At 59.4% G+C, this 14,412-nt stretch carries 4 protein-coding genes; all 4 read left to right on the top strand.

Features of this window, described 5'->3' with window-relative positions:
- Positions 1-1,323: putative porin (locus KDL09_RS10360; RefSeq protein WP_294384511.1), on the top strand; the 1,323-nt coding region annotated here is incomplete at its 5' end.
- Positions 1,324-1,325: 2 nt separating this feature from the next.
- On the top strand, positions 1,326-2,057 hold the full coding sequence (locus tag KDL09_RS10355) for a hypothetical protein (protein WP_294384510.1): 732 nt from the start codon (positions 1,326-1,328) through the stop codon (positions 2,055-2,057).
- A gap of 1 nt (position 2,058) precedes the next feature.
- Positions 2,059-2,967, top strand: coding sequence for a peptidylprolyl isomerase (locus KDL09_RS10350; protein ID WP_294384509.1), 909 nt, complete (start codon positions 2,059-2,061; stop codon positions 2,965-2,967).
- A gap of 215 nt (positions 2,968-3,182) precedes the next feature.
- Complete coding sequence (locus tag KDL09_RS10345; RefSeq protein ID WP_294384507.1) at positions 3,183-14,396, top strand: filamentous haemagglutinin family protein; 11,214 nt, start codon at positions 3,183-3,185, stop codon at positions 14,394-14,396.
- The last annotated feature ends 16 nt before the right edge of the window (positions 14,397-14,412 follow it).

Here is a 14,412-nt window from a genome sequence, read left to right as displayed (position 1 = left end):
TATCAGAGCTTCATGTTCCCGGACGGGAACAACAACACCGGTGTCTTCCCGAACTTCAATGCCATCAACACCGGCGCTCCGTTTGACGTTTCTGGCACCATCTTCTCGCCCCAGCTCAATGTGGATCAAAATCGCACGCGTGAACTCATGCGCATGCGTCTTGGCTTTGACATCGATCTTGAAGACGGCTTCACCGCCGGCATCCGTCTGGCCTCAGGCACAAACAATGCTCCTGTTTCCACCAATCAAACGCTGGGCGGTGTCGGCCAGGGCGGACAAACACAGGGCGGCAGCTTTTCCAAGTATCAGATGTGGCTCGACCGCGCCTTCATCAAGTATGAAGCATCACTCCTTGAGCACGCAAATGTGCTTCTGCTGCTCGGGCGTTTCGACAATCCCTTCATGACCTCGAGTCAGATCATGTGGGACGACGATGTGGGCCTCGACGGCATCGCCCTCAAACTCAGCGACCAGTGGTCCCCAGGCTTCAAAACCTTCCTCACGGGGGGCGCGTTCCCGGTGTTCAACACCGATTTCAACTACCCATCCAACAATCCCTCCAAATACTCGAGCTACGACAAGTACCTCTTCGCGGCCCAGTTCGGCGTGGAGTTCGAGATCACCGACGACATCGATGCGAAGATGGGCATCGCGCTCTACGACTGGAAGAACATCGAGGGTCGGCTCTCCAGCCCCTTCGTGCCGCTGAACGACACGGACGCTGGAGACACTGACAGCAGCCGTCCGCTTTTCGCGCAAAAAGGGAACACCTACCGCCCGATCCGCAACATCACTCCGTCCGCGCTCAACGGCTTCGGCACCACCAACCAGTGGCAGTACTTCGGCCTTGCCAGCAAGTTCCGTCAGATCGCCTGGTCCGGCCGCCTGAACTTCAACCACTGGGAGCCTGTGCAGGTCTCCCTGATGGGTGAATACGTCAAAAACCTGGCTTTTGACCGCGCTGCGATCAACGCCGTGGCCGTCAACAACCGCAGCGGCGGCGGTGCAGGAAACTTCGATGGTGGCGACACCGCCTGGTACATGGGTGTCAACGTCGGCAAGGCCGTCTCCGCGTTCGACAAGCGTGGTGACTGGGCCGTGGGCATTGGCTATCGCCATGTAGAATCGGACGCGGTTGTGGATGCGTTCGCAGATTCCAACTTCGGCGGAGGTGGCACCAACATGGAGGGCTATTCCCTCAACGCCGCCATGGCGCTCTCCAAGCGCACCACCCTCCGGGTCGCCTACATGAGCGCCAGCCAGATCAGTGGCCCCTCGCTTCGGAGCGACGTCTTCTTCATCGACCTCAACGCCAGATTCTAGCCATGAAACACTCTGTCACATCCATCATCGCCATTTTCGGAGTCTTCGTCGTCTCCACCCGTGCTGCGGAGGAGGCCGATCCGGCCATGGCCGTGCTCAAGCGAATGCGGGACCAGCTTCGCAACGTCATGATCCAGCAGCAAAAGACCGAGGCCGAACGTGCCACGCTACAGGCGGCCAACATTGACTTGGAAGACAAGCTCAAAAAGCTGGACACCAACTTCAAGAAGCTGGCCAAGGACAGCAATGAACAGAAAGATGCCGACGCCAAAACCATCGCCGACCTGAAGGCGAAAGTGATGCAGCAGGAGCGCGAGCAGGCGCGACTTCAGGAAGCCCTGGCCAATTGGAAGGAGGGCTATCAAAAGAAAACCGACGAGGCGAAGAAGGTCGACGGTCAGCGCGCCGAGCTCGCAGCCCGTGTCATTCTGCTCGATCGCACCATCGCCGAACAGCGCCGGAAAAACGATGAACTCTTCCGTGTCGGAAACGAGGTGCTCTCAAAGTATGAAGGCTTCGGTCTGGGCACGGCCATCGCTGCACGCGAGCCTTTCACGCGCAACATGCGCGTGAAACTGGAGAACCTGGTGCAGGACTACTCCGACAAGCTCGTGGACAACAAGATCAATCCGGATGCGCCAGCCGCGTCCTCCGCCAAACCCGCGACGAAGGCTGAAGCAGCGCAGATCCAGAAACCTGTGCCACAAAACCCGCCAGCCACTTCAAAGCGCTAAGATGAAACTGACGCCCACCAGCTTTCCGATCGCATTGCTGCTTTGCTGCAGTCTTCACGGAACATGGCTGTCGGCGCAAGAACATGACAAAGTCGTCGGCAGCATCGGAGACATCGAACTGCATGAGAGCGAGGTGCTGTCCTCGCTTGGCAGTTTGACGAATGTGGACAAGGAGGCTCTGTCACGCGATTCCGCCATGCTCAGCAAGCTGGTGAGATCCATGCTGATCCAGCGCGTGATCTTGCAGGAGGCACTGGAAAAGAAGTGGGACGAAGAAACGTCCATCCAGCTTCTGCTGAAAAGCACACGCGAGGCCGCCATCACCGACAGCTATTTGAAGTCCATCAACAGTCCGCCGGCCTCCTATCCTGATGAGACGGAACTGAGAGCCGCCTACGAGGCCGGGCGCGAAAGCCTGACGGTGCCACGTTCCTTCCGGCTCGCCCAGATTTACGTCGCTGATCCTGAAGGGGCCGACAAACAGTCCTCGGCCAAAGCAAAAGCCCGCCTCGAAAGCGTGCTCAAGAGACTGCAGCAGACCGGAGCTGATTTCGGCCTGATCGCCCTAGAGTTAAGCGAAGAAAAAGAAAGCGCATCACGCAACGGCGAGATCGGCTGGTTGACCGAGAAGCAGATTCAACCTGAAATCCTGCAGCAGCTGCCAAAGCTCAGTCTGAATGTAATTTCCAATCCTGTGCGACTCAAGGATGGCTGGCACATCCTCAAGGTCCTCGACGCACGCGAACCTTTCACCCCGATCTTCGACCAAGTGCGTGTGCAACTGGCGCAGCGTCTGCGGGCCGAGAAAACCCGCGCGAACATGCAGGCCTATATGGCGGAAATGTTACACAAACACCCTGTGGCCGTGAACGAGGTGGCGCTGTCTAAGCTGCTGCTCGCGAACCCCTGATCTCATCTTTAATGAAGCCCACTGAACAGCTCTTCATTCCTCGCAAACCAAGCTTTTTTCACGCCGCATTTGTTCATGTTCAGGTGCTGCTGCTTATACTGACACCCTGTACCCAGGCCGGGGACATCCTGAGGATGGCCGGTGCTTCAGGAGGCGGCACCTCAGCTCCAGGGGCCACCACCGCTGCTTCAAGTGCTGCAACCGTTGACACAGCTGTGGCCACCGCACAGGCCCAGGCACACGCCCAGGACATGCTGGCGCGAAACACGATGGCACTCCAGGCGGTCACTGCGATGCAGGAGGCGGCACGTGCCGCAGCCGTCGGCGCGACAAATCTCGGGGCCAATCCCAATTTTGTGGGGCAGACACTTCCAGATGTCCCTGACGGTCTCGCCACCGGCGGTCTGGAGATCAACGGCGCCCCCGTCGGAGCGAACTCACCGCAGCAGTCCCTCGAAAATGCGCGCACCATCGTCTCCATCCAGCAGACGCAGCAGCAGGCGTTGCTGAACTGGAAGACCTTCAACGTTGGCAGCAACACGACAGTCCGCTTCGATCAGAGTGCGGGCGGCGAGGACGTGGGCAACTGGATCGCTTTCAATACCATCGACGACCCCACAGGCAATCCGACACAGATCCTGGGTTCCATCGAGGCTCAGGGTCAGGTGTACCTCATCAACCAGAATGGAATCATCTTCGGCGGCGGCAGCCAGGTGAACACTCACGCGCTGGTGGCCTCATCCCTGCCCATGAACGACAACCTGGTCACACGTGGTTTGCTGAACAATCCGGACTCGCAGTTCCTTTTCTCCGCAAATGCCCAGGCCGCCGGCACCAAAGGGCCAACGCCAGCTTACACGCCTCCGGCTCTTCCAGCTTCGGGCAAGATCGGAGATGTTACGGTGCAGGCAGGCGCGCAGATCACCGCGCCCACCTCGGCGGCAAATGTGGGTGGACGCGTTGCTCTCATCGGCCCCAACGTGACCAACAACGGCACCATCTCGACACCAGACGGACAGACCATTCTCGCCGCCGGAAGACAAGTTGGAATTGCAGCGCACACTTCCAGTGACGCCAGCCTGCGAGGCCTTGACGTTTATGTCGGCGACGTCGGCACGGAAGGCTCAGCAACCAACAACGGGATCATCGACGCCCCGCGCGCCAACGTGACAATGGTGGGCAAAAGCATCCATCAGATGGGGGTGATTGAGTCCACCACATCCGTGATGCTGAACGGCAGAATCGACATTGATGCGAGTTACGACTCCATCCCAAACTCTTTCTACGATGCGGTGAACCGCCCCAGTGATCCGCCTTTCCTGAAGAGATCCACCGGCGCGGTGGAATTCGGCGCGAACAGTGTCATGCAGATTCTGCCAGAATGGTCGAGCGATCTGACCGTCGTAGGCACCGAACTGGCCCTGCGCTCGCAGATCAACGTCACCGGACTGTCCGTGTATCTCGGCAACAACAGCGTTGTCTATGCGCCGAATGCCAACGTAGCCATCAGCGCCGGTGTCTGGGAATACACCTCAAGTGCCGCAGCAAGCACCAACACCCTGGTGCATTCGTCGGGCCAAATCTACCTCGACGAAGGGGCAGAGATCGATGTCCAAGGATCCACGGACATTCAGGTTCCGGTGACGCAGTACATCCAGGACATCACCTTGCATCCGGCCGAACTCGCGAATTTCCCGGTTCAACGCAACAGCATTCTTCTTGGCTCCACCATCACGGTGGATCTGCGCCTGACGGGACTGCGTGAAGACGGAACGGTCTGGTATGGTACACCGATCGCGGATCTGACCGGGTATGTCGGCGTGATTCAGCGCACTGTCGGCGAACTGACCATCGCCGGAGGCACGGTCACCCTCAACGCAGGCAACAGCGTCGTGGTACAGCCCACCGCCCATGTTGATGTCTCAGGCGGATGGATCAACTATGACGGAGCAACCGTTCAAACGAGCAAGCTGGTCTCCTCCGGGCAGATTATTGCTATCGCAGACGCGGATCCTAATGTGAGATACGACGGCATTTATCAAGGTGAGGCCACAACGACTGACACCGCCTACGGTGTCACAACGACCACGACGTCCATTTGGAGCCCGGGCAGCTATTACGAACCGGGCTATCTCCGCGGAGGAGACGGCGGCGGACTGAGCATCACCTCCGCGTCGATGGCACTGGACGGCCAGCTGACCGGTCTCGCAGTTTCCGGACTGCATCAGCGCGAAATCCCGGCCAACACAGCATCTCTCGAACTGACTTGGCAGGCCGACATCTCAGGATTCCCCGACTACTTTTTTGAATCCCCAGCACCACCTGTGATTCAATTTGGCGCGACAGGAAACCAGACGCCTGCCGCCTCCTTTGCATTGGATTCAAACGGAATCCCCCTGCCCCTCAGCCAGGACCGCAGGGACAATGTCGTGCTGTCACCGGAACTGCTCTCCACCAGCGGATTTGGCCACCTGAGCGTGATCAACTACGACGGTCAAATCGTGCTGGGATCCAACGTGTCTTTGCAGACGTGGGCGCAGGGATCCGTGACCCTCGTCGGCGCCAATGTCGATGTTTTGGGCAGCATCATATCGCCAGGTGGCACCATCACGCTCACCGCCTACAACATCTCTCCCTCAGACATGGCACGGCTGACGCGTCAACCGCCGTCGGTTGATCCGTCGCCCAACGTCGGACGCGGCACACTTACGATTGGCACCACCACACTCTTGAGCACGGCAGGACTTCTGATCAATGACACTGTCACGACATCCCAGTCGCAACCCCGTCCGATCATCATCCAAGGAGGGACGATCGCAGCGTCTGCGTATAACATCGTCGTTCCTCAAGGAAGCACGCTCGATGTCTCCGGCGGGATTTACGTCGGCACCGATGGCGCCATCCGATACGGTGACGCAGGCAGCATCAGTCTGCTCGCCGCCAGGAATCCGTCCTATGAGTACCATGCGGGAACACAAGACATCAACCTCGATTTGAAGGGAATCACGGGGGGCACGATCACACTCGGCGGTCAGTTGCTGGGATACTCCGGAGCCAATGGGGGCACGCTGGCGGTTCAGGCACAAATGATTCAGATTGGCGGAACGACCAGTGATCCCCAGGCGCTTCTGATCTCCTCCGACTTTTTCAGCAGGGGTGGCTTTACGAACTTTGTTCTGACGGGATTTGGAACTGTTGGAGGAGCCGACTATCTCCCAGCCATCAACATCACACCTGGCACCCAGATCGCTCCAAGAGCGCTGAGCTATGTGGCATCCTCGACCAATGTGGACACCGATGGAATCAGCCTCACAACGTTGCTGGCGCCCGAAGGAGTGCGAAAGCCCGTCTCGCTAAGCTTCAACGCACCGGGCCTCACCGACGACTTCTCCACGCTGCTGACCGTTCGCGGAGATCTCGTTCTGGGCCTGAACTCCTCCATCACCACCGATGCCCTCGGCGCCATTCGTTTCAACGTGCAGACGGCAAGCATTCAGGGCAGCCTCAGTGCACCAGGCGGCACGATTGACCTCCTCGCTTCAAGCCAGTTCCCGTCCCTGCAAAGCATCGACAACGCACAGCCGACCTTGTTTGTCGCATCAGGCGCTGTGTTGTCGGCCGCGGGTAAGAGCCTGCTGCTTCCCGATGCTTTCGGAAGAAAAATCGGAACCGTGCTCGAAGGCGGAACCATTCACCTTCAGGGCAACATCGTTGCCGCATCCGGATCGGTGATGAATGTGTCCGGCGCCACGGACACGCTGGACGTGAATGTTGCGTATCTGGGACAGGCCGTGGGCACCTCGGCTCTGACAACGTCTGGCATTCCAAACCTCAATGTGACGACCCAGCTTACTCGCGTTGACAGCAGTGCCGGCACCATCTCTCTGACCGGCGGTGAGGAGCTGTTTGTGGACAGCCAGCTCCTCGGCACTGCGGGTGGTCCGCAGGCACTGGGCGGAACCTTGGCGATCTCGTCAGGGCGCTTCTATTCGGTCTCCAGTGGCACGATTCCGGATCCGCGGGACATCAATCTTTGGGTCACCCAGAGCGGCCCCGTTCTGCCTTCATCGTTTGCAGGCATTGGCAACCCGGTGAGAAAGGCCGATAACAGCATCGTCTCAGGCGCGGGTTACTTTGCCGCTGATTCCTTCCTCCAAGGCGGGTTCGACTCCCTGTCCTTGGCAGGCAATGTCGGGTTCGTTGGCCAAGTTGACATCACCGCGGCAGGCTCATTGGCCGTGGCGACAAAAGGAATCATTCAGGCGGACAACGCAGTAAACCTCACCGCGTCCTATGTGTCGCTCGGGCGGGCCTTCCTGAACCCCCAACAGCCCCAGGAGGTGGTGACGCCCTACACCAAGATCACAGGCGCCGGCAATCTGGACTTTTTCTACTTCCCGCCCACGTTCGGAACGGGATCTCTCACCGTGACGGCCAAGTTGATTGATGTCGGCACGCTGTCGCTGCAAGGCGTCGGGCATTTGAATCTGATTGCCGACAACGGCGAGATCCGTGGTGATGGCGTGCTCGACGTGGCTGGCAGCATCTACCTGCGTGCCGCGCAGATCTACCCGCCGACCGCCACGACGTTCAACATCATCGCCTACGACTACACGGTGGCGGCCGTCAACCATGCCGGATCGGTGACGATTGTGGGTTCCGGCCAGCATTCGCTCCCGCTTTCCGCAGGCGGAACGCTGAACATCTATGCATCTCAGATCACGCAGGGAGGCACTTTGGTGGCACCATTTGGAACGATCAATCTCGGATGGGATGGGATCGGTGGTTGGGATGGTGGACAAACCGCGCCCAAAGACCTGATCACGAATCTGACTGTTCCTGTGACGAGTCAACTTACCCTGGCCACCGGAAGCGTGACGTCTGTGTCAGGAGTGGACCGCCTGACAGGCAATGCTTTGACCATTCCTTACGGCATCAATTTGAACGGCACCTCATGGATCGATCCTCGTGGCATCGATATCACTGGCGGAGGAGGCCCTGAAAAGGCCATTCACCTTTCGTCTCTCAATGTCACCACGCAGACGGGATCGGTGATCGATCTGACAGGCGGTGGCGAACTCTATGCTTACCGCTGGATTTCGGGCAACGGCGGCACCAATGACGTCTTGGCCCTTGATTCCAATTTCGCGGTCATCTCCGGATACTCCTCCGCCTTCGCTCCATTCGGTGCCTACAACAGGACGGCCTCCAGCTCCACCTTGGGAACCGATGCCGGTTACGTGAACTCAACGCTTCATGCCGGTGATCAGGTCTATCTCTCCGCATCGAACGGTTTGCAGGCCGGTGTTTACACCCTTCTGCCTGCGAGATACGCGCTGCTTCCCGGTGCGTTCCTCGTGACACCGCAAAACGACGCACCCTCCGGCACCGTTCTTCTCCCAAGCGGCGCCTCCTTGGTGAACGGCTATCGTTTCGACGGCCTGAACTCCCGCGCAGCCATCCCGTCGCTCATGTCGAGCTTCGAGGTCGCCCCCGGCAGTGTGGTGCGGAGCATGTCTCAATACGACGACTACACGGCCACCGTCTTCCTTGCAGCTCAGGCTGCGCAGTTTGGAGTCGTCACGCCCGAACTGCCACCGGACGCCGGCCACGTGGTGCTGCAGGCTGTTCAGACCATGTCCTTGCAGGGAGTCGTTTTGGGGCAGTTCGCAACCAACGGTCGCGGAGCCCTGGTGGACATCAGCAGTCCGGTGGACATCGTAATCACCGCTCCGGGCGCTCCAGCCGTCGGCGGCAAACTGCAACTCGACGCCTCAGGCCTCAGCACCATCGGCGCAGGCAGCATGCTGATCGGCGGTGTGCGCAGCACCTCAACGGACGGCACTCATGTGACTGTGAGAACCAACAACCTCACCGTGGACAATGCTGGCAGTCCTTTGAGCGGACAAGAGATCCTGCTGGTTGCCAAGCGGGTGCTTGAAGTGAAATCGGGCTCCCAGATTGTGCAGAACGCCTCGGGCACTTCCGGCGGCGATGAACCGCTGATCTTTGGAGACTCAGGCACTCTTGGAAGCGGAGACGGGACGTTGCTCCGCGTCAGTGACAATTCCGGCGCCACCATCACCCGACTGAACATCACGGGTTCCACGTTGCCGAATCTCATCGTCGGTGCAGGTGTTCTGCTGCAAGGCAACAGCCTCACGCTGGACACCACTTTCGGCACCAGCCTCGATCCTTCCGCCATCCTCAACAGCTCAGACATCTCCCTCAACAGCGGCAGCGTCACGCTCCAACTGGACAACACCGTTGTTGTCCCGGTCACTCAAGGGCTGCTGCTTTCCGGTTCGGCATTGCAAAGCCTCCAAAACTCCAGCTCGCTGTCTTTGCTGAGCTACTCCACTCTCGACATCTACGGAGCCGGCCAGGTCGGGGACCAGTCGCTGGTGAATCTGGCATTGCACGCCGGTCAGATTCGTGGATTCAGCCAGAGTGGAGGAACCGCCTCTTTTGTGGCTCAGAACATCCTGCTGGACAACAGCGCCAACGCAGCGAACGGCACATCAGTGGCGGGCGGCGGCGTGCTGAGCTTTGAGGCCGCGGTGGTGCGACTTGGCAGCGGCACTTTGCAGGCCAATCAATTCGCGTCCGTGCAAATCGTTGCAACGTCAGGACTGCAACTGGAGCAAACCGGAGGACTTACCACCAACGGTGCCATGACTGTCACCACGCCCGTCATCGCCGGACTCGCGGGTGCTGTTCAATCCATCCGCTCTGACGGAACCTTGATCATTCAGGCGCCTGGCAGCATCACTTCCCTGATCACAACCGAAGGACTCGGCGCGAGCCTGACTCTTCAGGGATCACAGGTGGAGCTGGACACCCAGGTCCGACTGCCAAGCGGCAGCCTCTCCGTGATCGCCCAAAGCGGAGACATCAACATCAACGGAATGCTGAACCTCGGCGGAGTGCGCCGTGACTACCGGGACCTCAGCCAGTACACCAACGGCGGCCAGGTCTCTCTGACATCGAACACGGGCAACGTGAATGTAGGCGTCAATGCGGAGATCAATGTCTCCGCCGACACAGGTGGTGGCAGTGCGGGCTCTGTAAGTGTCAGCACACCTTTGGGAACCTTCCTGCTTTCCGGCACCGTGCATGGCAGAGGAGGAGTTGGAGGAGAGAACGGAACCTTTGTCCTCGACGTCAATCATCTGGGTGCCTTAAACCTGGGCACCCTGGCAGGTCCGCTGGATCCTTCATTCACTGAATCCCTCTCGGTTCGCGTCCGCAACGGAGACGTCACCGTCAGTGACTCCATCAAGGCCCATGTTTTCCAACTCGCGGCTGACAACGGATCCATCACCGTCGCCAACGGCGGTGTGATCGATTCATCCGGCTCCACCGGCGGGACCGTCCGCCTCGTCGCCCACTCAAACGTCACGCTTCAAAACGGAGCACAGCTCACCGTTGCAGCTCAAGACTTTGATTCCGCTGGCAAAGGCGGGCAGATCTCCTTGGAAGCCGGGGCCGGCGTCCTCTCCGGTGGTGCCTACACCATCGGAACGGGCACGTTGGATGTGCAGAGCGGTTCCAGCATCGACTTGTCAGTCGCCGCCAGCGCCGGACTCGGACAGTTCAGCGGTACGCTGCATCTGCGCGCGCCGCAGATCTCAGGCGGAACCGACGTCTCGGTGAATGCCATCCAAGGCACAATCATCGGCGCATCCAACGTGACGGTGGAAGGCTACTTCGTTCAAGACCTCACCGGAACCGGCACCATCACCACTGCGGTTCAGAACAACGTCCAATCAAAAAGTCAGACGTTCATGGGCGCAGGATACACCGCCATGTTTAACAGGATCGTCGGCACCAACGCGCTGAACACGAATCTCTCCTCCATCCTTGTGCTCCAGCCAGGTGCTGAAATCGTCAACCGAACCGGAGATTTGACGCTCGGCACCACCACGTCCACCACGACGAGCGACTGGAATCTGTCCACCTATCGTTTTGGTCCCAAGAGCGCACCGGGCGTGCTGACGCTGCGAGCCGCCGGCAACCTCGTGTTTTACAACGCCTTGAGCGACGGCTTCACGCCCACCCTTGCCAGCTCGAATGCCTCATGGCTGTGGCTGGCTCCGGTCTCAGCCCAGAACAGTCAGCTGCCGGTGAACATGCAGTCGTGGTCCTATCACATGACAGCAGGCGCAGATCTGAATTCCGTCGACTATCATGCCGTGCAATCTCTCAGCACGCTCTCGGGCAGCAGCGGCCTTTTGTCCGGAGCCACCGCCGGCTCATTGCTGCTTGGCAAAAATGGAGGCCTCAATCTGCCCACCGCACAAGGGTCGAGTGCGCTGACCAGCACCGCGATCACCAAGTTGTATCAGGTGATTCGCACCGGTACGGGTGACATCGACATTTCCGCTGGAGGAGACGTTCTCCTTCTCAACCAATTTGCGACCATCTATACGGCGGGCGTCGGCGTGCAAAATCCGACCAGCGTGGCTGGCAACAACGATTTCGTGATGCCGGTCATTTCCAAAACTGGAACGCAACCTCCTCAGGGCCCCTTGGGAGTCGTTCAGCAGACCTACGCCGCAAGCTACACCCTGGCCGGTGGCAATGTGGTTGTTTACGCAGGAAATGACATCGCCCACAAGACCCAGAATGTTCAGGGAGTCTTGATCAGTGATTCTGAACGTCAGATGCCGATCAACTGGCTGTATCGTCGTGGTCTGGTCGACACCTCGACCGGATTGTTTGGCACCGCAGGCACCTCCGGAAATCCCCTGACTATCATCAATGACCCGACTGCCTCCACCACTTGGTGGATCGACTTCAGCAACTTCTTCGAGGGGGTGGGTGCGCTCGGCGGTGGCAATGTCACCCTCAAAGCCGGTCGCGATGTTGCCAATGTCGATGCAGTCGCACCCACCAACGCCCGCATGCCAGGCAAAGATCCCGTCACCGGACTGAACGTCGCACCAGATGCTTCGAAGCTCGTCGTGCTGGGCGGTGGAGACGTGGAGGTCCTGGCCGGGCGAAACATCGATGGCGGCGTCTATTATGTCGAACGCGGGCATGGAACGCTGAAGGCCGGCGACAGCATCACCACGAACGCCACACGAACCCTCTCTCTGGGCATCCTCAATGGATTTGCCAACCCGACGGTCAAAGACTCCAGCACATGGCTGCCGACGACTCTCTTCGTGGGCGACAGCACCTTCGACGTTAGCGCCAAGCATGATGTTCTGCTTGGTCCCATGACCAATGCCTTCCTCCTCCCCCAAGGTTTGAACAACAAGTATTGGTACAAGACCTACTTCACCACCTACTCGCCGGAGAGCGCGGTGAATGTGTCCTCTCTCGGCGGCTCGGTCACTTTCAGAGAATCCGTGACTCCCGGAACCACGACAGCGGATCCTCTGCTGTACCAGTGGTTCACCAACGTCCTGCAGTTCAGCAGCACCTCGACGCAGAACGCATCCTACTACCAGCCCTGGCTGCGTCTGGCTGAATCTTCAACCAATGCATTCTCGATCGTCGCATCCATCGCGCCACCTTCGCTCAAAGCCACCGCCTTTTCAGGAGACATCAATCTGGTCGGATCCCTCACTTTGTTCCCCTCCGCCAACGGCACCATCGATCTCATTGCGGCGGGTTCGGTCAATGGCCTGCGCCCCACAGGCACCTCGACGCAACTGGTTCCCGGACAGACCGTGGTGAGCTGGGCTGCGGCCACGATCAATCTCTCGGACGCCAATCCTCTTTCCGTCCCGGCAGCAGACTCCCCGTTTGGATATGCGTCGGTTCCCGGCGTCGGCAAAGCAACAACGGCCAGCACCAGCGGCAACGGCTTCCTCTCATTTGTCGAGAATCTGTTCAAAGAAACGGGTTCCACCTCCGGAGTTTCCGCCGTTTTGCAAAACAAGCAGTCCTTGCATGCGCCGGGCGTGCTTCACGCCAACGACACCGTTCCCGCACACATCTACGCCGGAACCGGCGACATCACGGGGCTCACCTTCTATTCGGCCAAAGCAGCCCAGATCATCGCCGGAAACGATGTTTCCGACATCGCGTTTTACATTCAGAACACTCGGACCGACAGCCTCTCCATCGTCGCTTCAGGCCGGGACATCATCGCCTACAATGAAAACACCGCCTCGCGCATCCAGACTCGTCTGAGCGGCAACTCCCTGACCATCGGACAATCCACCCTTGCAGGCGACATCCAAATCAGCGGCCCGGGCAGCCTGGAAGTGCTGGCCGGACGTAACATCGACTTGGGGACTGGATCCAACAACTCGGACGGCACCGGCGTGGGCATCACCAGCATCGGCAACGGCCGCAATCCTTATCTGCCTTTTGCCGGCTCTGACATCGTGGTCGCCGCAGGCATGGGAAAAACAGCATTGGGACTGGGGGATTCAAACATGGACTTCACCTCCTTCATCACCCAGTTCGCAACGTCACCGGCAGGAGATCGTTATCTGACCGAACTGGCTGACATTCTCGGCGTGCCATCGGTGGACTTGAACAGCCCTTCCCTCACTGCTGAGGAGAAATCGCAGCTCGCCCTCGCCATCTACTATCTCGTGCTGCGTGACGCAGGACGTGATCACAATGACCCGAACAGCCCTGACGCCGGCACCTACACCCAGGGTTATGCTGCCATTAACACGCTTCTTCCGACCGTCAGCCCCGGAACGATCCAAACACAGGCACGTGACATTCGAACCAAGAGCGGCGGGAACATCAGCATTCTGGCTCCAGACGGCGGTCTGCAACTTGCGACCACCCTAATCGGTGAAGCACTGGCTCCTCCTGGAGTCATCACCGAAGCTGGTGGCGGCATCTCCATCTTCACGAAGGACGACGTAAGCATCGGCATCGCGCGTATCTTCACCCTGCGCGGCGGTGACATCCTGATTTGGTCCTCGGAAGGTGACATCGCCGCCGGTTCATCGTCGAAAACAGTTCAGTCAGCACCTCCGACACGCGTGCTGATCGATCCGCAGAGTGCCAACGTCGCCACTGACCTCGCAGGCCTCGCGACAGGCGGCGGTATCGGTGTTCTCGCCACGGTTGCCGGCGTCAAACCCGCCAACGTTGATCTCATCGCTCCGCTCGGTGCGGTGGACGCGGGTGACGCGGGCATTCGCGCCACGGGTAATCTCAACATTGCCGCCACGGTCGTGCTCAACGCTGCGAACATCTCGGTCGGCGGAACAAGTTCAGGAACTCCAGCAGCAGCCGCAGTTTCTTCGCCAAGCCTCGGCAGCGTCGCCAGCGCCGGCTCGAGCGCCGCTGCTGCCACGGCGGCCACCAACAACGCGCAGCAGAACAATCAGTCGCAGAGCACGGCCGCCACCACTCAAGAACTCCCGTCTGTCATCACCGTGGAAGTCATCGGCTACGGCGGCGGAAGCGGCGACGACGAACGCAAGCGCAACGAACCCGGTGAGTAACCCGCAGACAACCTCC

This window comes from Prosthecobacter sp. (assembly GCF_020439865.1).
In the GTDB taxonomy this organism is placed as follows: Bacteria; Verrucomicrobiota; Verrucomicrobiia; order Verrucomicrobiales; family Verrucomicrobiaceae; genus Prosthecobacter.
The sequence above is the reverse complement of the archived record's forward strand: the minus strand, read 5'-3'. Positions and strand labels throughout refer to the sequence as shown.